Genomic DNA, 18,837 nt, shown 5'->3' with positions numbered 1-18,837 from the left:
AAGGCAATGGACCGGATCTTCATCCTCCACGCCGACCACGAACAGAATGCCTCCACCTCCACCGTGCGTCTGGCCGGCTCCTCGGGTGCCAACCCGTTCGCCTGTATCGCCGCCGGTATCGCCGCACTGTGGGGCCCTGCCCACGGCGGTGCGAACGAAGCCGTGCTGACCATGCTGGATGAAATCGGCGATGTCTCGAACATCGACAAGTTCATCGCCAAGGCCAAGGACAAGAACGATCCGTTCAAGCTGATGGGCTTCGGTCACCGCGTCTACAAGAACCGCGACCCACGCGCCACCGTGATGAAACAGACCTGCGACGAAGTTCTGCGCGAGCTGGGCATCACCAACGACCCGCAGCTGGAACTGGCGATGCGCCTGGAAGAGATCGCCCTGACCGATCCGTACTTCATCGAGCGCTCGCTGTACCCGAACGTCGACTTCTACTCGGGCATCATCCTGAAGGCGATCGGCATTCCGACCAGCATGTTCACCGTGATCTTCGCCCTGGCGCGCACCGTCGGCTGGATCTCGCACTGGAAGGAAATGCTCTCCAGCCCATACAAGATCGGCCGCCCTCGCCAGCTGTACACCGGCTACGAGTCCCGCGACCTGGTCAAGCTGGAAGACCGCGAGTAAGCTTCGGCCGAATGCAAAAAAGGCTGCCAAATGGCAGCCTTTTTTATTGTGCGAGGCAATTACAGTTACAAGAACTACTCTATATCCAACAACTGTAACGCTTCACTTGGCCTTTTCGGCCCGCTCTTTCAGCCCCTTCAACGTATTGAAAGGCGCCTCGACCACGAATTTGTTCGCCAGCCACGAAGGCACACTGCCCCCCGGATTGGTGTGCAGCTCATAGGTCACTTCGGTGGCATCGCCCTTCGGCACCAGCTTCCAGTAGCCATCGGCCGCCGCCACTCGGACGAAGCCCTTCTCTTCCGGCTGGTATTTCGGCTCGGCATTGATCTTGCGAGTCACACTGCCGTCGGCCTCCTGCACGGTGGTGACATGCAGGATGGAATCCCGCGGCGTCACTGGCCATGGCGTATTGAACTGGGCATAGGTCCAGCTCTGGTCGCCTTCATGCTTGAGCAGCTTCTGCACCTTGCACTCATGAATCCAGGCGCAGGAACCCGCCACGTCTTCCTGCAACCTGGTGATGGTCGCCACCGGCGCCTTGATCAGCGCGACACCACGATAGGCCTTGTAGTCGGAGCCCGGTACCACACTGAGAGAGACCTTGATGCCCTCCTCGTCCTTGGCGACTTTCCACTCTTCGGCAAACGCCATGTTCGACAAGGCAGTCAAACCCACGATTACTGCTACACGCTTGAACGATCTCATCCGCTTGTTTTCCTTGTTGTCGAAGATCAGCCTTCAGGCCGCAGTCACTTGCTCCCACCAGCCGATGATCCTGATCGCCTCGTCACGATCGCTGCCACACACCTCGATATCCGCCTTGAAACCCGAACACACCGGGGGACGCTCCGGCTTGCCGAACAGGCCGCACAGATTGACTGCGGAGAGATGGATACAGCGCTCGCCAGCCGGCTTGCCGTCAGGCATGCCGGGAATGAACGAGCTGATCGATGGCGCAATGCAGCAGGCACCACAGCCTTCACGGCATTTCATGAAAATCGGAACCTCGGGGAAGCAAATAGTGCGGATTGAAGGATAGTAACGACTAAAACAATCGTTTGAAATTACCGACAGGATGAAATAACGCTGACTGCCCGGTTCTCGTTTTGAACTGTTATTGCTTGAATTCGAAGTCGATGGCGGCGCCCTCGATCTCCTGCTGGCGACTGTCATTGCGCAATTGCAGTTGCATTTCGTTGCTCAGCAGGCGGCCATTGAGCTGGAACGGACTCTGGACTTCCGGCTTTTCACCGAACATCGCCGGCAGCAGCGGTTTGCGCACGTGCGCCTCGATCTCCTCCACCGGCTGCAGGTCCTTGACCATGTCCGGCGGCAGGCTCAAGTCGAGCTTGACCTTGGGCAACGGCGCGGCAATCGCGTCAGCCTTCTTGCGACTGGCTGTCTTGCTGGCCTTGGCCGGCTTTTTCACGGTTTTCTGCCTGGCGACGGGCTGCTTCCTGGCCGACTGACCGGGCTTGGTGGCGGCCTGTTTCTTCACCGACTGACCAGCCTTGGCGGCGGTTTTCTGTGCTGGCACCTTTGCCTCCGCGAGCAGCACAGGGCTTGCCGCGGGATCGGCCAGTGCCGGACCGACCAACGGCAGCGCAGCCAATCCCGCCAACACCAGACCGACACAACGCAATAGAGTCATAGGCAGCAACAGAAAACCCGGGAAAAGTCGCTATGGTCCCTGTTCCAGACACCCGTGACAAGGTGCAGGTTACAGATAGCCAGTACTGGCCGTTTCCTGGCACAACTGGCTCGCCAGCATCCCCAACGTCATCAGCGCCCTTTCCGCCTCGCGATTCCACGGAATACCGCAATTGAGGCGAATACAGTGGTTGAACTGCTCGGTGTTACTGAAGATCAGCCCCGGCGCGATACTGATGCCCTGCTGCAACGCCCGCACATGCAACTCCTGGGTATTGACCCGCCCCGGCAGACTGACCCAGAGAATGAAACCACCGGTCGGCCGGGTCATCTGCGTGCCTTCAGGGAAATATTGCTGGACCGCCAACTGATAGGCACTGAGGTTCTTGCGGTATTCCTGGCGGATGAAGCGCAGATGGCGGTCGTAACCGCCGTTTTCCAGATAGGCCGCCACCCCCATCTGCGTCACGCTGCACGCGGAATGGGTGCTGAAGGTCTGCAGGCGCTGGATTTCCTGCTGATAATGGCCGGCGACCATCCAGCCGATGCGCACCCCCGGCGACAAGGTCTTGGAAAAACTCGAACAGTAGATCACCCGCCCCAGGCGATCATGCGCCTTGAGCGACTTGGTCTTGCCCTGCTCGAACATCAGTTCGCCGTAGATGTCGTCCTCGATGATCTGGATGTTGAAGTCCGAGGCCAGGCGCAGCAGTTGTTTCTGCCGCTCTTCCGGAATGGTGCCACCCAACGGATTGCTCAGCCGCGCGGTCAGCACCAGGGCCTTGATCGACCACTGGTTGGCCGCCAGTTGCAAGGCTTCGAGACTGATGCCAGTGGACGGATCACTGGGAATCTCGATCACTTTCAGGCCCAGCAGATCAGCCAGCTGCAGCAAGCCGTAATAGGTCGGCGACTCGGCGGCGATCAGGTCACCGGGCCGCGTCAGCACGCGCAGCGACATCTGCAGGGCGTCGACGCAACCATGGGTGATGACGACTTCCGACGGATCGACCACCACACCCGCATCGCGCATGCGAATCGCGACCTGCCTGCGCAGCGGCTCGAATCCGGGACTGAACATGTAGCTGAATGCCCGCGGGCTCTGGAAGCGCGTGACCTTGGCCAACTGTTGATGCAGGGCCCGCACCGGCAGGTAATCCACATGCGGCACCGCCGCCCCGAGCGGAAACACGCCATCGCGGCGCGCTTCGGTAAGTACCTGCTGGATGATGCTGGCGCGAGTGACCAGGCCCGGTCGCTCGACCCGGGCAATGTCGGGCGTCGAGGCAGTCAGTGCGGGAGTCTGGTGGACGTAGTAACCGGATTGCGGCCGGGCGCGGATCAGGCCCTGATCCTCGAGATTGGCATAGGCCTGCAGCACCGTGGCATGACTCACGTTCAACTGCGAACTCATCTTGCGCACCGAGGGCACACGCTCGCCAGGCTGATAGACGCCGCGCCGGATGTCCTCGGCAAGCTGATGGGCGATACGCTGATAAAGCAACAGGTTGGTCATGATCCACTCTCGACACGCACAGGCAATCCAGTTGATGTCCCGTCCGGCGAAGAATACCGGAACAGTTGGTAAGTGTACTGGGACAGATTGCAGATTAGACGACAATACAGTTGCGTGACAGCGATGCAAAGCGCTGGATGGTTATAAGCAGAATGGAATCCATAAAAAAACCCGGCATCTTTCGATTGCCGGGTTCTTCAGTGCGCTGGACTCAACGCTCGGCGCCGAGCTGGCCCTTTTCATCGGAGAAGACGATTTCCACGCGGCGATTCTTCGCCCTGCCCCGCTCCGAGGCATTCACCTCGACCGGATACTGATCGCCATAACCGATCACCGTGATGCGTTTTTCATCGACGCCCAGGTCCACCAGCATGTCGGCTACCGACTGGGCGCGATCCCGGGACAGCTTGAGGTTGTCGTCGGGGCTGCCGGTACTGTCGGTGTAACCCTCGATACGCACCACACGCTTCGGATTCAGCTGAAGGAACTGCACCAGTTTCAGCACGGTGCGACTGGCGGAATTCTTCAGCTCGGCCTCACCGGTATCGAACAGCACATCGCCCAGGGTCATCACCAGGCCACGGTCGCTCTGGGTGGTGGCGAGGCTGACGATCTGCTCTTCCAGCCACTTGCCCTGCTGCTGCACGCTGGACAGCTTGGCTTCACGCAGGGCCAGTTGCAGGCGCTGGCGCTCCAGCTCGAGCTTGGTCAGCCGCTCCTGATTGAGAACCAGGTTGCTGTGCTCGCGGGCGATTTCGCTGTAACGCTGGCTCAGGTAGGCATAGTGACGCACGTCGGAGCCCGTACCCCAGTAGGTCGCCAGGCGCTCGGCCTTGGCCAGCGACTCACCGGCACGAATGACGTCCCGCGGCGCACTGCGCAGCACACTGGAATCGTCCTTGACCGACTGGAAGGCCACCGCCGCCTGGTCCAGCGCCACTTCGCTGCGCTCGCTGGCGCAGCCCTGCAATCCGAGAACGCCGGCGATGGCCAGCAATGCCAAAGGCTTGATCGAACTCACCGTTGCTCTCCCAGTTGCTTGCGCAGACGATCTACCCGCGACTGCAGCAGGGTCAGTTGCTCCTGGCTCTTCAGGGTCAGCACTTTCGCCTCGGCCAGACGCGCATCCAGCTCGGCCTGCTCGGCACGCATACGCGCATCGCGGAACGACTCGCTGGCCATGTTGGAGCGGGCGCGCGCCAGCTTTTCCTCGGCCAGCTTGAACTCCGCCACGTCGTCGGTGGTACCGACGGCCTTGGCCTGCTCCAGTGCCTGCTCGGTCAGGCGCATCTGTTCATGGGGGGCCGGATCGCTGGCGCAACCGGCCAGGGCCAGCAGCGCCAGAACAACGAATAGCGGTTGAGTTCTCACACGGTTTTCCTACTGTTTGGGGGCGTCGAGCGGCGCCTGCAACTGCGCCTGCCAGCGCTCGACGTTGCGTTGCAAGACCGCCTGGACTACGCCAGAGGCCGGCAATTCTGTCAGTTTTTTCGCCAACTGTCCGCGCAACCAGGCATCGTTGCAGGCGGAATTGTGCGACAGGGCCAGAAACAGCCCCGGATGATCCAGCGCCAGGTCACGCGCCACCAACTCATTGGCCATCCCCAGACTCCGCACCATGGCCATGCCGGCATAGCGCCCGGCGAGGACATAGTCCACCTGGCCCAGCAGGAGTTTCTGGAAGGCCTGGGTCAGGTTCGGCAGCGGCGCCAGCTTCAGCTCGGCCTTGCTGAACGCCTCGAACTCCGGCGTCAGCCGCGCCTTCTCGGAGATCGCGCCTTGATGCTTGTGCAGATCGGCGAGGTTGTCGAAGACCAGTGCGGAGTCATGGCGGGTCCAGACCACGTACTCGTTGTGCGACAGGGCGGGATGAATGTAGTCGACGGAGGTCAGCTCGGCGACCGTGAGCGGTGCGTCCACCAGCAGGTCCATGCGGCCGCTGCGCACTTCGGCCTGGGCATCGGCGCGCTTGCCGCCGTACAGCACCTCGACCTTGAGCCCCAGTTCGCCAGCCACCTGCTGCAGCAGGTCGACATTGGCGCCGATCAGGTGCCGCGGGTCCTGCGGGTCGCGCCACGAATACGGCGGTGCGTCCGGACTGCCGGTCGCCACCAGACGCTCGCACTTGCCGACTGCCATCGCCAGCGATGGCAGACACGCCAGCCCGAGCATCGCCAGCACTCCCTTTCGCGCAAAACCCGTCATGCACACGCCCCTTCATCGACCGGCAAAAATCAAAAAGCCCGGTTGCCCGGGCTGTGCGGCGATGGCGAAGCATCAACGCACAGCCCGGACAACCGGGCCCTTTATAAGTGAAGCGACTGGATTAAACCAGCTTCTCCAGCTCAGGAACGGCTTCGAACAGATCCGCCACCAGGCCATAGTCGGCCACCTGGAAGATCGGTGCTTCTTCGTCCTTGTTGATCGCGACGATCACTTTCGAGTCCTTCATACCGGCCAGGTGCTGGATCGCGCCGGAGATACCGACGGCGATGTACAGCTGTGGCGCGACGATCTTGCCGGTCTGGCCGACCTGCATGTCGTTCGGCACGAAGCCTGCGTCGACCGCGGCGCGGGAAGCGCCGACCGCCGCGCCCAGCTTGTCGGCCAGGGCGTACAGGTGCTTGAAGTTCTCGCCGTTCTGCATGCCGCGGCCGCCGGAAACGACGATCTTGGCAGCGGTCAGCTCAGGACGATCGGACTTGGCCAGCTCTTCACCGACGAACGCCGACTTGCCAGCGTTGTGTGCGGCAGCGACGGCTTCCACGGCAGCCGAACCACCTTCGGCGGCAACGGCGTCGAAGCCGGTGGCACGCACGGTGATGACCTTGACCGCGGCGCTCGACTGCACGGTGGCAATGGCGTTGCCGGCGTAGATCGGACGCTTGAAGGTGTCAGCGGATTCGACCGAAATGATCTCGGAGATCTGGTCGACGTCCAGCAGCGCGGCAACGCGTGGCAGGACGTTCTTGCCGTTGGAAGTGGCTGGCGCCAGCACATGGCTGTAGCCTTTGCCGAGTTCGGCTACCAGCGGCGCGACGTTTTCCGGCAGGAAGTTGGCGTAGGCGGCGTTATCGGCTACCAGAACCTTGGCCACGCCAGCGATTTTCGCGGTAGCTTCGGCTACACCACCGACGTTCTGGCCAGCGACCAGGACGTGGATGTCACCACCGATCTTGGCGGCGGCGGCAACGGTGTTCAGGGTAGCGGGTGCAACGGCACCGTTTTCGTGTTCAGCGATAACCAGGATAGTCATTTAGATTACCTTCGCCTCGTTCTTCAGTTTCTCGACCAGTTCAGCAACCGACTTGACCTTGATACCCGCGCTGCGTGCAGCCGGCGCTTCGACTTTCAGGGTCTTGTTGGTCGAGGCGGTGGAAACGCCCAGCGCGTCCGGAGTGACAGTCTCCAGCGGCTTCTTCTTGGCTTTCATGATGTTCGGCAGCGACGCGTAGCGCGGTTCGTTCAGGCGCAGGTCGGTGGTGACGATCGCCGGCAGGTTCAGCGCGACGGTCTGCAGGCCGCCGTCGATTTCACGGGTGACGTTGACCTTGTCACCAGCGATCTCGACCTTGGAGGCGAAGGTGCCCTGGCCGAAACCGGTCAGCGCGGCGAGCATCTGGCCGGTCTGGTTGTTGTCGCTGTCGATGGCCTGTTTGCCGAGGATGACCAGCTGTGGCTGTTCCTTGTCGACAACGGCTTTCAGCAGCTTGGCGACGGCCAGGGAGTTCAGCTCCTCGGCGGACTCCACCAGCACGGCGCGGTCGGCACCCAGCGCCAGGGCGGTACGCAGTTGTTCCTGGGCCGTGGCCGGGCCGACGGTAACGACGACGATCTCGCTGGCCACGCCTTTTTCTTTCAGGCGGACGGCTTCTTCGACGGCGATTTCGCAGAAGGGGTTCATGGACATTTTGACGTTGGCGAGGTCGACGCCGGAGTTGTCCGCCTTGACGCGAACCTTGACGTTGTAGTCGACCACTCGTTTGACAGCTACAAGAACCTTCATGGATTCCTCGTTACTCTCCGGTGAAAAGAATGTCGCCTGGGCCGAAGCCGGCGATTGCGCGTGGGTACAAGGGCACCTCTAAAAACGATTGCAGCCGGACGAATTTAAACTGACTGGGCAGTCCTGATCCGACCCTTCATCGCAAAACCTCGCAGTCATTTTTTGTCGTGGCGTGTAAACTCCACTACAAAGCGGGGTTTGGCATAACTGCCCTGCTTTTAACCAGGTCTTTAGGGGTGCTCCTGCATCCGACGGTCAGCCTACGGCGAGCGTAAAACCGCCCGTATCTTGACCGTAACGCCTAATCTGGTCAATACGGCAAAACCGCCAGCTTCAAGCCGTGCCTCTTTGATTTTACTGGGCTCCGGCAAATTCAAACAAACGTTTGTATTGGACCGCGCAAGTGGTGTAGATATAATGCGCGGCCAAGAGAAAGCGGTGTAGTACGTCATCCCCCGAAGCTACAGAATCGCCCCCTTCGACGTGACCGCATTGCACCCACTACAAAGAAAAACCGATGAGCCTTGAGTAGGAGAGAACCTGTGGAACGCGAATACATGGAATTCGACGTGGTCGTCGTCGGCGCAGGCCCGGCGGGCCTGTCCGCCGCCTGCCGCCTGAAGCAGAAGGCCGCCGAAGCCGGTAGCGAAATCAGCGTCTGCGTGGTCGAGAAAGGCTCCGAGGTCGGCGCGCACATCCTCTCCGGCGCGGTCTTCGAACCGCGTGCCCTGAACGAACTGTTCCCCGACTGGAAGGAACTCGGCGCGCCGCTGAACACCGAGGTCAAGCGCGACGACATCTACGTGCTCAAGAACGGTGACAGCTCGATCAAGGTCCCCGACCTGTTCGTGCCGAAAACCATGCACAACCAGGGCAACTACATCATCTCCCTGGGCAACCTGTGCCGCTGGCTGGCCCAGCAGGCCGAGAACCTGGGCGTGGAAATCTACCCGGGCTTCGCCGCCCAGGAAGTGCTGTTCGACGACAACGGCGTGGTCCGCGGCATCATCACCGGCGACATGGGCGTGGACCGCGAAGGCCATCCGAAAGACGGCATGTACACCCCCGGCATGGAACTGCGCGGCAAGTACACCCTGTTCGCCGAAGGCTGCCGTGGCCACCTCGGCAAGCAGTTGATCAAGCGCTTCAACCTCGACAGCGACGCCGATGCCCAGCACTACGGCATCGGTCTCAAGGAAATCTGGGAAATCGACCCGGCCAAGCATGAGCAAGGCCTGGTGGTGCACACCGCCGGCTGGCCGCTGGACGTGACCAGCAAGGAGAACACCGGCGGTTCCTTCCTTTATCACCTGGAAAACAACCAGGTGGTGGTCGGCCTGATCGTCGACCTGTCCTACTCCAACGCCTACCTCTCGCCGTTCGACGAATTCCAGCGCCTGAAGCACCACCCGGTCCTCAAGCAGTACCTGGAAGGTGGCAAGCGCATCAGCTACGGCGCCCGCGCCATCTGCAAGGGCGGCCTGAACTCGCTGCCGAAGATGGTCTTCAACGGGGGCGCGCTGATCGGCTGCGACCTCGGCACCCTGAACTTCTCGAAGATCAAGGGCAGCCACACCGCGATGAAGTCCGGCATGCTCGCCGCCGAAGCGGTGGCCGATGCCCTGCTCGCCGGTAGCGAAGGCGGCGACCAGCTGAACAGCTACGTCGACGCGTTCAAGGCCAGTTGGCTGTATGAAGAGCTGTTCGCCAGCCGCAACTTCGGCCCTGCACTGCACAAGTTCGGCCCGTTGCTCGGTGGTGCGTTCAACTACGTCGACCAGAACTGGTTCGGCGGCAAGCTGCCGTTCACCCTGCACGACACCAAACCGGACTACGCCTGCCTCAAGCTGGCCGCCGACTCGAAGAAGATCGACTACCCGAAACCCGACGGCAAGCTGAGCTTCGACAAGCTGAGCTCGGTGTTCCTCTCCAGCACCAACCATGAAGAGGAACAGCCGTGCCACCTGAAGCTGGCCGACGCCGGCATCCCGATCGGCACCAACCTGCCGCTGTACGACGAACCGGCGCAACGCTACTGCCCGGCCGGCGTGTACGAAGTGGTCGCCCAGGAAGACGGCAGCAAGCGCTTCCAGATCAACGCGCAGAACTGCGTGCACTGCAAGACCTGTGACATCAAGGATCCTTCGCAGAACATCACCTGGGTGACCCCGGAAGGTGCGGGCGGTCCGACTTACCCGAACATGTAAGTCAAACCTCCACAAAAAGCCCCTCTCGCGAGGGGCTTTTTCGTTACTGCCGGAAAGCCTCAGCCTTTGGCAAGCAACATGTCCTCTTCAGCGCACAGCCGCTCGCGCCCACTGAAATACAGCGCCGTCAGCACCCCGACAACGCCCATCAACGCACAGAACGCCACGCACACCCACGGACTCCACGGCATCAGCGCGATCAGCAGCAGCGGCGTGGTGCTCGCCCACAACGCATAGGCGACGTTATAGGTAAAGGAAATGCCCGACACCCGAATCCGTGCCGGGAACAACCCGACCATCACCGACGGCACCACGCCGACGACCCCGCACCCCAGGCCAGCCAGGGCGTAGGCCACGCCCACCGTATCCCAGCCCGCCACCAGGCTGCCATACAAGGCAGCGATGCCCAGCGGCAGCAGCAGCGAGTACAGGATCAGCGCACGCCAGGCACCGATGCGGTCCACCAGCATGCCGGCCAGCACGCAACCGATATTGAGGAAGACGATGCCAAGGCTGCTCAGGGCAAAGGTGTGCGCGGCGGTCATGCCGAAGCGTTGCTGCATCGCCGTCGGGGTGATCACCACCAGCACCACCACCGCCGAGGTCAGTACACAGGTCAGCAGCGCCGCCGGAATCAATGCCCGGCGATGCTCGCGCAGCACCGCGCGCAGGGGCAACTCCACCGGCCTGTCATGGCGCTGGCGCGCCAGCGCGAGGAATACCGGCGTCTCGCTGAGCCAGCGCCGCAGCCAGACACCGATCACGCCGAACACGCCGCCAAGCAGGAACGGATAGCGCCAGGCGTAGTCGAGAATCTCCTGCGCCGTGAACAGTTGCGCCAGCACGGTAGCGGTGAGCGCGCCGAGCAGATAACCGAAGGTCAACCCCGCCTGGAGAAAGCCCAGGGCATAACCACGGCGCCCCACCGGGGCGTGCTCGGCGACGAAGGTCCAGGCACTCGGCACTTCGCCACCCACCGCCGCGCCCTGGAGGATGCGCAGGGCCAGCAGGATCAGTGGTGCCGCGTAGCCGATCTCGGCGTAGGTCGGCATCAGGCCGATCAGCAGGCAGGGCAGCGCCATCATCAGGATGCTCAGGCTGAACACCTTCTTGCGCCCCAGGTGATCGGCGAAGTGGGCCATAAGGATCCCGCCCAGCGGCCGCGCCAGGTAACCGGTGACGAAAATCCCGAAACTCTGCAGCAGGCGCAGCCACTCGGGCATTTCCGGCGGGAAGAACAACTGGCTCAGGGTCAGGGCGAAGAACACGAAGATGATGAAGTCGTAGATCTCCAGCGCACCGCCCAGGGCCGCCAGGCCGAGGGTCTTGTGGTCGCTGCGCGAGAGCCGCGCGCAATCGTTGGCAGTCATAGGGGTTTCCGCGGGAATGAACGGGACCGCGCGCCATCCGGCGCGCCTGAACGAAGGCGCGAGCATAACAAACGAATGAGGAGAGGCGGATCAGGACGGCCGGGAAAATACCGTGTGGGCAAGGTTCTGCCAGCGCCTGGATGGCCCGCGCAGGCCCTTGCCGGACGGATGAGGCAACTGGCCGATGAGCCGCGGCGCATCGACCAGGGCCATGAACGCGTGCAGGGTTTCGTCGTCCGGCACCTTGGGCAGGCTGATGCTCACCGCCTGGCGCTGGCCCGGCGGCACCGCGGGCATTTTCAGGTGCTGCGATTCATAGAGCAGCGCGTGCTGGATCTGCACATTGACCCGGCAGAAGCGCTCCAGGTCGACCCCGGCGTGGCTGGCCAGGTCGATGTTGCCGATGAGCAGGTTGAACGGCAGCAGCGCGTTCTGCACCAGGTGCTGGAGATCTTCGAAGGACTGCACCGGGGCGATGCGGAAGTAGCCCATGGCATTGAGCATCTTCTCCAGTTGCAGGAGCTGCATCGGGTGTGCGTCGGCGAGCAGGATTCGCAAGGATTTGTCGGGCATCGTCAGTGACCACGGGCAAAGGTTTTCGGGAACGATCCTTGGTCAACGTCACCGCGCCGACGCACCGGGCAGTGTTTCCGTAAGAGCTTCATTTGATAGTTGACGGGAAACCGTCGGAAATCAAGGGACCGTCAATATTTTGTTGAAGTAGCGATCCCGCCCTTCGTTCCGTGAACGGCGGATTATATCGCGCGAGTGGAAATGGTTCTCACACGTATTTAGCCGATTCAGCATAGTATGGCGCCCCCACGCCCCGCAGCCGCCCGCGCCGGGGCTGGGTAAATTACCGCGCACTCCTCTCGTTTAAATGGGAGTCTCCCGGGCGGACGCTCTCACGCCGCACGGACCGAATCCCTCTGGCTGGAACCCTGCATGAGACGTCCGACTTTCAAACGCCGCCTGCTGATCTGTGCCCTCGGCCTGGTCAGCCTCGGCGCCCTGGTTGCCTGGAAAGCCCTGCCGGGCAACGATCCACTGAGCACTGTCGCGGTTACCCGTGGCGACATCGAAAGCAGCGTGACCGCCCTCGGCACCCTGCAGCCCCGTCGCTATGTGGATGTCGGCGCCCAGGCGTCCGGGCAGATCCGCAAGCTGCACGTCGAACCCGGCGACCAGGTCAAGGAAGGTCAGTTGCTGGTGGAAATCGATCCGTCGACCCAGAAGGCCAAACTCGACGCCGGTCGTTTCTCCATCGACAACCTCAAGGCGCAACTGGCCGAACAGCAGGCCCAGTACACGCTCGCCGAACAACAGTACAAGCGCCAGCAGAGCCTGGCCGCCGGCGGCGCCACCCGCGAGGAAGACGTGCAGACCGCCCAGGCCCAGCTCAAGGTGACCCAGGCCCGCATCGACATGTACCGCGCGCAGATTCTCCAGGCCCAGGCCAACCTGCGCAGCGACGAGGCGGAGCTGGGCTACACACGGATCTACGCGCCGATGTCCGGCACCGTGGTGGCGGTGGATGCCCGCGAGGGCCAGACCCTCAACGCCCAGCAGCAGACCCCGCTGATCCTGCGCATCGCCAAGCTGTCGCCGATGACCGTCTGGGCCCAGGTTTCCGAGGCCGACATCAGCCACGTCAAGCCCGGCATGAATGCCTACTTCACCACCCTGGCCGGCGGCAAGCGGCGCTGGATCAGTACCGTGCGGCAGATCCTGCCGATCCCGCCCAAGCCGCTGGACCCTTCCATGCAGAGCAGTAGCAGCAGTTCCGGCAGCGGCAGTGGCGGCAGCGGCGGCAAAGTGGTGCTCTACACCGTACTGCTGGACGTCGACAATCCGGACAACAGCCTGATGGCGGAAATGACCGCCCAGGTCTTCTTCGTCGCCGGTCAGGCCCACGACGTGCTCACCGCGCCGCTGGCGGCCCTCGAGGACGACGGCGACAAACCGGACCAGCGCCTGGCCCAGGTGGTCGGCGGCAACGGCAAGGTGGAACTGCGGCATGTGCGCACCGGCATCAGCGACCGCCTGCGTGTGCAGATCCTCGACGGCCTGGCCGAGGGCGAGCACCTGGTGATCGGCGCGCCCGTCGCCAGCGGGGGTTGAATGAGCACGCCCCTGATCGAACTGCGCGATATCCGCAAATCCTACGGCGGCATCGACACGCCGAAAGTCGAGGTGGTGCGCGGCGTCGACCTGGCCATCCACCCGGGTGAGTTCGTCGCCATCGTCGGCGCCTCCGGCTCCGGCAAGTCGACCCTGATGAACATCCTCGGCTGCCTCGACCGCCCCACCAGCGGCCAGTACCTGTTCGCCGGCAAGGACGTCGCCGATCTGGACAGCGACGAACTGGCCTGGCTGCGCCGCGAAGCCTTCGGTTTCGTGTTCCAGGGCTACCACCTGATCGCCTCCGGGTCGGCCCAGGAAAACGTCGAGATGCCCGCCATCTACGCCGGTACCCCGGCCAGCGAGCGCCATGCCCGCGCCGCCGCCCTGCTGGAGCGCCTGGGCCTGGGCGAGCGCACCGGCAACCGCCCGCACCAGTTGTCCGGCGGCCAGCAGCAGCGGGTGTCGATCGCCCGCGCGCTGATGAACGGCGGCCACATCATCCTCGCCGACGAACCCACCGGTGCCCTCGACAGCCAGAGCGGCGCCGAGGTCATGGCCCTGCTCGACGAACTGGCCAGCCAGGGCCATGTGATCATCCTCATCACGCACGACCGCGAGGTCGCCGCCCGCGCCCAGCGGGTCATCGAGATCCGCGACGGCCTGGTGATCAGCGACTCGGTGAATGAACAGCACGAACGCCAACCGGCACAGAAGACCGGCCCGCGGGCCGACGAGCTGCGCCAGCACCTGGACCGTGGCGCGACCCAGACCGGGGCCTGGAAAGGCGAACTGCTGGAGGCCCTGCAGGCCGCCTGGCGCGTCATGTGGATCAACCGCTTCCGCACCGCACTGACCCTGCTCGGCATCGTCATCGGCGTGGCCTCGGTGGTGGTCATGCTCGCCGTCGGTGAAGGCAGCAAGCGCCAGGTCGTGGCGCAGATGGCCGCCTTCGGCTCGAACATCCTCTACCTCAGCGGCAAGCCGGCCAGCCTGCACGAGCCGGCCGGGATCGTCACCCTGGAGGATGTCGAAGCGGTTTCCGGGCTGCCCCAGGTGAAGAAGATCATGCCGGTGATCGGCAACCAGATGACCGTGCGCTATGGCAACGCCAGCCACGAGTTCTACGTTGGCGGCAACAACACCGAGTTCTCGCAGATCTTCAACTGGCCGGTGGTCGAAGGCAGTTTCTTCACCGAAACCGACGAACGCGCCGGCACCGCGGTGGCGGTGATCGGGCAGAAGGTCAAGGAGAAGCTGTTCGCCGAACGCAACCCCATCGGCCAGTACATCCTGATCGGCAACGTGCCCTTCCAGGTGCTCGGCATCCTCGCCGCCAAGGGCGCCAGCTCCGGCGACTCGGACAGCGACGAGCGGGTTGTGGTGCCCTACTCCGCCGCATCGATCCGCCTGTTCGGCAGCCGCGATCCGGAGTACGTGACCATCGCCGCGATCGACTCGGGTCGGGTCAAGGAAACCGAAGTGGCGATCGACCGCCTGATGCGCAAGCTGCATCGCGGCAAGCACGACTACGAGCTGACCAACTTCGCCGCGCTGATCCAGGCCGAGGCACGCACGCAGAACACCCTGTCGCTGATGCTCGGCGCGATCGCGGCGATTTCCCTGCTGGTGGGCGGGATCGGCGTGATGAACATCATGCTCATGACCGTGCGCGAGCGAACCCGCGAGATCGGCATCCGCATGGCCACCGGCGCACGCCAGCGCGACATCCTGCGCCAGTTCCTCACCGAGGCGATCCTGCTGTCGATGGTCGGCGGCGTCACCGGCATCGTCGTCGCCGCGCTGATCGGCGGCGGCCTGATGCTGATGGATATCGCCGTGGCCTTCTCCCTCGGCGCCGTGCTCGGCGCCTTCACCTGCGCCGTGATGACCGGCGTGGTGTTCGGCTTCATGCCGGCGCGCAAAGCGGCCCGGCTCGATCCGGTCAAAGCCCTGACAAGCGAATAATCGATGACATTGCCCAGCCGTCTCAGTCTCCTGTCCCTCTGCATCCTGCTCGCCGCCTGTGCTAGCAAGGAGCCCGACAGCGCACCCCCCCCCGCGCCAGCACAGTGGCAGGGCGCGACACAGCCCGCCGCGATCGCCGACGGCCCCTGGTGGCAGGCCTTCGCCAGCCCGCAACTGGATAGCCTGATCGAACAGGCGCGGCGCAACAGCTTCGACCTCGCCGCGGCCATGGCCCGGGTGCGTCAGGCCCAGGCCCGTGTGGTGATCGCCGGCGCACCGCTGCTGCCGGAAGTGAAATTCGGCCTCGACGCCAGCCGCCAGCGCCTGCTGCGCGGCAACGGCTACAACGGCATCGACGCCAGCGACAACCAGCGCACCTACAACTCCTACGGCACCAACCTCAGCGCCAGCTATGAAGTGGACTTCTGGGGTGGCAAGGCGGCGGCCCGCGACAGCGCCCTGCGCAGCCTCGACGCCAGTCGCTTCGATCGCCAGACAGTGGAGCTGACCCTGTTCAGCGCGGTCGCCAGCAGTTACCTGCAAAGCCTGGCCCTGGCCGAGCAGATCGACATCGCCCGGCTCAACCTGACCAATGCCCGGGATGTGCTGCAGGTGGTGCAGACCCGCCATGATGCAGGCTCGGCCACCGCCCTGGAACTGGCGCAGCAGCGCAGCCTGGTGGCCGCCCAGGAGCGGCAGATTCCGCTGTTCGAACAGCAGTTGCAGGACACCCGCATCACCCTCGCGACCCTGCTCGGCGATCCGGTGCAGCAACTGCCGGCCAGCAGTGAAGCCTTCGCCGCCATCCACTGGCCGGATATCGGCAGTGGTGTGCCCAGCGACCTGCTCAGCCGCCGCCCGGACATCGCCGCGGCGGAAGCGCGACTGGCGGCGGCCAAAGCCAATGTGCAGGTGGCACGCGCGGCGATGCTGCCGAGCCTGACGCTGGGTGCCAACCTTGGCTCCGGCGCGCAAGTGTTCGACGAATTGCTGCGCAGCCCCTACTACAGCCTGACCGCCGGCCTCGCCGCGCCGATCTTCAACAACGGCCGGCTCAGCGCCGAGCGCGACCGGGCACGGGCCGAGCAGGAGGAATTGCTGCAGGTCTATCGCGGCAGCATCGTCGCCGGCTTTGGCGACGTGGAGAAGGCGCTGAACAGCATCGGCGGCGTGGATCGCCAGCGCCAGTGGCAGGACGAGGAAGTGCGGCAGGCACGGACGGCCTTCGAGCTGGCTGAAAGCCGCTACCGCGCGGGCGCGGAGACCTTGCTGACGGTGCTGGAAACCCAGCGCACGCTGTACCAGGCCCAGGACCAGCAGGTGCAACTGCGCCTGGCACGGGTGCAGGGCAGCGTGGCGTTGTACAAGGCGTTGGGTGGGGGGTGGCGGGTCAGTCAGTGATCGGGGCCGCTTTGCGGCCCTTTCGCGGTGGTTCGTCACACGACAAGTCGCGCTCCCAAGAGGGCTTGCTAGCGTGGCTTGTCGTGTGACGAACCGCCGCGCAGCGGTCCCCTAGACAATCCCCTTCATCGACAGATGCCGCGCATACCAGGGCCGCTGCGGCACCCGCTTGAACAGCGGCGCGAGAATGTCTTCCTCGGCAAAGACGATGCGCAGCGCCAGCTTCATGGTCTCGATATCCATCTCCACCGACTTGCCCGGGAACATCCCCGGCGTGGTGTTGCAGCCATGGGTGATCGGGCCCAGCCACGGATCGTCCACCTCGTTCCAGCGCCCCGGCGCGAACCACTGCACGCCATTGATCTGCGCACGCTGGACCTGCCCCGGATTGTGCCGCTCGTGAGCGCGGTACCAGTCTTCGATACGGTCGTCGATCCAGCCATGGAAGCCCCAGAACACCGGGTTCACATGGGAGGAAAAAGGGTCGCCGAGGAAGTCGTTCGACGCACCGTACCAGCGCGCGGCAAAGTCGGAAGGGTCGCGGGCGAACGGCACCGGCGCGCTGTTCGACGGATCACGCGGCACCGAAGCCCAGCACATGTGCAGCCAGTCGTGCAGGTTCATCTCCAGTTCCGAGCCCAGCTCGCCGAGGGTCATCTTCGACAGGTACACCGGATCCTGATACTGCGACTCCCAGACCTGGAAGTTGCTGCAGAACGTCTCCCGCGCCTTGATCGCCGCGACCCACTGGCTGTAGTCGTCGTCCCCTGGCGCCAGCCAGGTGGGCGGGACGCTGTAGCCGTCATGGTTGTCGAAGTAACGGGCAAATCCGTGACGGTCGTATTCCACGTTCGGCTGCGGCAGCGGAAAGTGCGGCCACGACGGCAGTGGCTGGAAGGTCCGCGCGGCGTTGAGCATATGCCGGTGCATGAACAGGAAATCCACCCCGGAGCCATTGCGGTGCTTGCGCGGACCACGGGCGTCGCGCTCCTTGTCCCGCGGACCGGGCTGCCAGCCAAGACCGCGCAGGGCGCCGTGCTTTTCCTCGGAGAGGTTGTGCCACTTGTCCCGGGTCGCATGCCAGAGCTGATGGAACAGCCGATGTTCGGCGTCGATCAGCCAGGCACGCAGTTCCGGGGTGTAGGCGATGCGCTCGCGGGCCTCGGGAAACATCCGCTTCACCGCGACGAAATGACTGTCCTGCAGCGGCAGGGCCATGGAGCGATCAAGGCGCTGCAGGCGCCCGCTGAGGGTGCCGCTGCCGGCATTGCCGAACTCGCCCCAGACTTCGTCGAGGGTGGCGACGCATTCGAATCCCGGGCCGCCGAGGTTGCTCAACAGGCGCCAGCGCACCTGGGCGGTCGAAGCGCCGACCAGGTCGCCGAGCACACGGTAGGCGGCCGGACCGGGTTGTTCGAGGTTCTCACGGGTGCCGAGCACGCCACGCAGGCCGCGCCCCTTCGCCGCGATATCGAGGTAGAGCTGCACACCTTCACGGGGCTGGTCGGGCAGGCCGCCGTCGGCGCCGGTGAAACGGATGTCCCATACACCGCGCAACTGATTGGCCAGTTGCTGCCCGGCGATATCCGCAAGCTCGACGCTGGCTTCGCCGGGGGTGACGACGTCGTCCTCGGGGTCGTGGGTCAGCTTCTTGTGGGCGTAATACACCGCCGGCACCGCCGCGCCCGTCACCGCCAGCCCTGCTATGAACCCTCGCCGCGATATCGTCATTCCCCACCCGTGCCAGCCATGGAAACTACTTATGTCCAAGCTAGAACGTTGGGTCGGGGAGGAAATTTAGGGGAGTGGGCGATTCCGAATCCACGCGATCCTTGTAGGAGCGTGGCTTGCCCGCGAAGGACCGCAACGCGGTCCCAAATCGACACGTCTCAGAATCGGGAACCGGGACCGCTGCGCGGTCCTTCGCAGGCAAGCCAGCTCCTACAAAAGCAGCGT

Annotated in this window: 17 protein-coding genes; 5 read left to right on the top strand and 12 right to left on the bottom strand. The window is 63.8% G+C overall.

Annotated elements, in window-relative coordinates:
- On the top strand, positions 1 to 639 hold a 639-nt coding region (locus CHB99_RS10570), incomplete at its 5' end, for a citrate/2-methylcitrate synthase (protein WP_283162626.1).
- A gap of 102 nt (positions 640 to 741) precedes the next feature.
- Here CHB99_RS10570 and CHB99_RS10565 read toward each other — a convergent pair.
- The 9 genes from CHB99_RS10565 to CHB99_RS10525 all read right to left on the bottom strand — a co-directional run bounded on the left by CHB99_RS10565 (position 742) and on the right by CHB99_RS10525 (position 7,814).
- Positions 742 to 1,347 carry an START domain-containing protein gene (locus CHB99_RS10565; RefSeq protein ID WP_042123359.1) on the bottom strand — a complete coding sequence of 202 codons (606 nt, stop codon included), beginning with the start codon at positions 1,345 to 1,347 and terminating at the stop codon, positions 742 to 744.
- 33 nt (positions 1,348 to 1,380) lie between these two features.
- Positions 1,381 to 1,635, bottom strand: a complete 255-nt coding sequence (locus CHB99_RS10560) for a YkgJ family cysteine cluster protein (protein ID WP_042123356.1) — start codon at positions 1,633 to 1,635, stop codon at positions 1,381 to 1,383.
- Between the two features lie 121 nt (positions 1,636 to 1,756).
- Entirely contained in the window at positions 1,757 to 2,179 is a 423-nt protein-coding gene (locus CHB99_RS10555; protein ID WP_346426409.1) for a translation initiation factor 2, read from the bottom strand.
- Between the two features lie 183 nt (positions 2,180 to 2,362).
- Positions 2,363 to 3,808: an aminotransferase-like domain-containing protein gene (locus CHB99_RS10550; RefSeq protein WP_042123354.1), complete on the bottom strand. Its 1,446-nt coding sequence runs from the start codon at positions 3,806 to 3,808 to the stop codon at positions 2,363 to 2,365.
- A gap of 211 nt (positions 3,809 to 4,019) precedes the next feature.
- Complete coding sequence (locus CHB99_RS10545; protein ID WP_042123353.1) at positions 4,020 to 4,829, bottom strand: OmpA family protein; 810 nt, start codon at positions 4,827 to 4,829, stop codon at positions 4,020 to 4,022.
- Positions 4,826 to 5,179, bottom strand: a complete 354-nt coding sequence (locus CHB99_RS10540; protein ID WP_042123351.1) for a DUF4398 domain-containing protein — start codon at positions 5,177 to 5,179, stop codon at positions 4,826 to 4,828. Before CHB99_RS10540 ends, CHB99_RS10545 begins: the two co-directional genes overlap by 4 nt.
- Positions 5,180 to 5,188: 9 nt before the next feature.
- Positions 5,189 to 6,013, bottom strand: coding sequence for a substrate-binding periplasmic protein (locus CHB99_RS10535; protein ID WP_042123349.1), 825 nt, complete (start codon positions 6,011 to 6,013; stop codon positions 5,189 to 5,191).
- A gap of 121 nt (positions 6,014 to 6,134) precedes the next feature.
- Positions 6,135 to 7,064 (bottom strand): electron transfer flavoprotein subunit alpha/FixB family protein, encoded by a 930-nt coding sequence (locus CHB99_RS10530; RefSeq protein ID WP_042123347.1) that lies wholly within the window; start codon positions 7,062 to 7,064, stop codon positions 6,135 to 6,137.
- The gene (locus CHB99_RS10525) at positions 7,065 to 7,814 is read right to left on the bottom strand and encodes an electron transfer flavoprotein subunit beta/FixA family protein (protein ID WP_042123345.1); all 750 of its coding nucleotides are present in this window, start codon (positions 7,812 to 7,814) and stop codon (positions 7,065 to 7,067) included.
- A 542-nt stretch (positions 7,815 to 8,356) separates the two neighbouring features.
- Between CHB99_RS10525 and CHB99_RS10520 the strand changes: the two genes are divergently transcribed.
- Positions 8,357 to 10,021 (top strand): electron transfer flavoprotein-ubiquinone oxidoreductase, encoded by a 1,665-nt coding sequence (locus tag CHB99_RS10520; protein ID WP_042123343.1) that lies wholly within the window; start codon positions 8,357 to 8,359, stop codon positions 10,019 to 10,021.
- 59 nt (positions 10,022 to 10,080) lie between these two features.
- On the opposite strand, the gene CHB99_RS10515 is transcribed toward CHB99_RS10520, so the two are convergent.
- Both CHB99_RS10515 and CHB99_RS10510 read right to left on the bottom strand, forming a co-directional pair.
- On the bottom strand, positions 10,081 to 11,391 hold the full coding sequence (locus tag CHB99_RS10515; protein ID WP_042123341.1) for an MFS transporter: 1,311 nt from the start codon (positions 11,389 to 11,391) through the stop codon (positions 10,081 to 10,083).
- Between the two features lie 90 nt (positions 11,392 to 11,481).
- A complete protein-coding gene (locus tag CHB99_RS10510; protein WP_042123339.1) occupies positions 11,482 to 11,964 on the bottom strand; it encodes a hypothetical protein in 483 nt (160 codons plus the stop codon).
- Between the two features lie 372 nt (positions 11,965 to 12,336).
- Between CHB99_RS10510 and CHB99_RS10505 the strand changes: the two genes are divergently transcribed.
- The 3 genes from CHB99_RS10505 to CHB99_RS10495 are packed head-to-tail and all read left to right on the top strand — an operon-like array spanning position 12,337 to position 16,881.
- Positions 12,337 to 13,512, top strand: a complete 1,176-nt coding sequence (locus CHB99_RS10505) for an efflux RND transporter periplasmic adaptor subunit (RefSeq protein ID WP_042123337.1) — start codon at positions 12,337 to 12,339, stop codon at positions 13,510 to 13,512.
- Positions 13,513 to 15,480 carry a MacB family efflux pump subunit gene (locus tag CHB99_RS10500; protein WP_042123335.1) on the top strand — a complete coding sequence of 656 codons (1,968 nt, stop codon included), beginning with the start codon at positions 13,513 to 13,515 and terminating at the stop codon, positions 15,478 to 15,480.
- A 3-nt stretch (positions 15,481 to 15,483) separates the two neighbouring features.
- On the top strand, positions 15,484 to 16,881 hold the full coding sequence (locus tag CHB99_RS10495; protein ID WP_042123334.1) for an efflux transporter outer membrane subunit: 1,398 nt from the start codon (positions 15,484 to 15,486) through the stop codon (positions 16,879 to 16,881).
- A 111-nt stretch (positions 16,882 to 16,992) separates the two neighbouring features.
- On the opposite strand, the gene pvdP is transcribed toward CHB99_RS10495, so the two are convergent.
- Positions 16,993 to 18,612, bottom strand: a complete 1,620-nt coding sequence (pvdP, locus tag CHB99_RS10490; protein ID WP_042123333.1) for a pyoverdine maturation tyrosinase PvdP — start codon at positions 18,610 to 18,612, stop codon at positions 16,993 to 16,995.
- Positions 18,613 to 18,837 lie beyond the last annotated feature (225 nt).

The sequence above is a fragment of the Pseudomonas japonica genome, from assembly GCF_900188455.1.
GTDB classification, from domain to species: Bacteria; Pseudomonadota; Gammaproteobacteria; order Pseudomonadales; family Pseudomonadaceae; genus Aquipseudomonas; species Aquipseudomonas japonica.
Note: the sequence above shows the minus strand (reverse complement) of the source record. Positions and strands in the feature narration are given on the sequence as shown.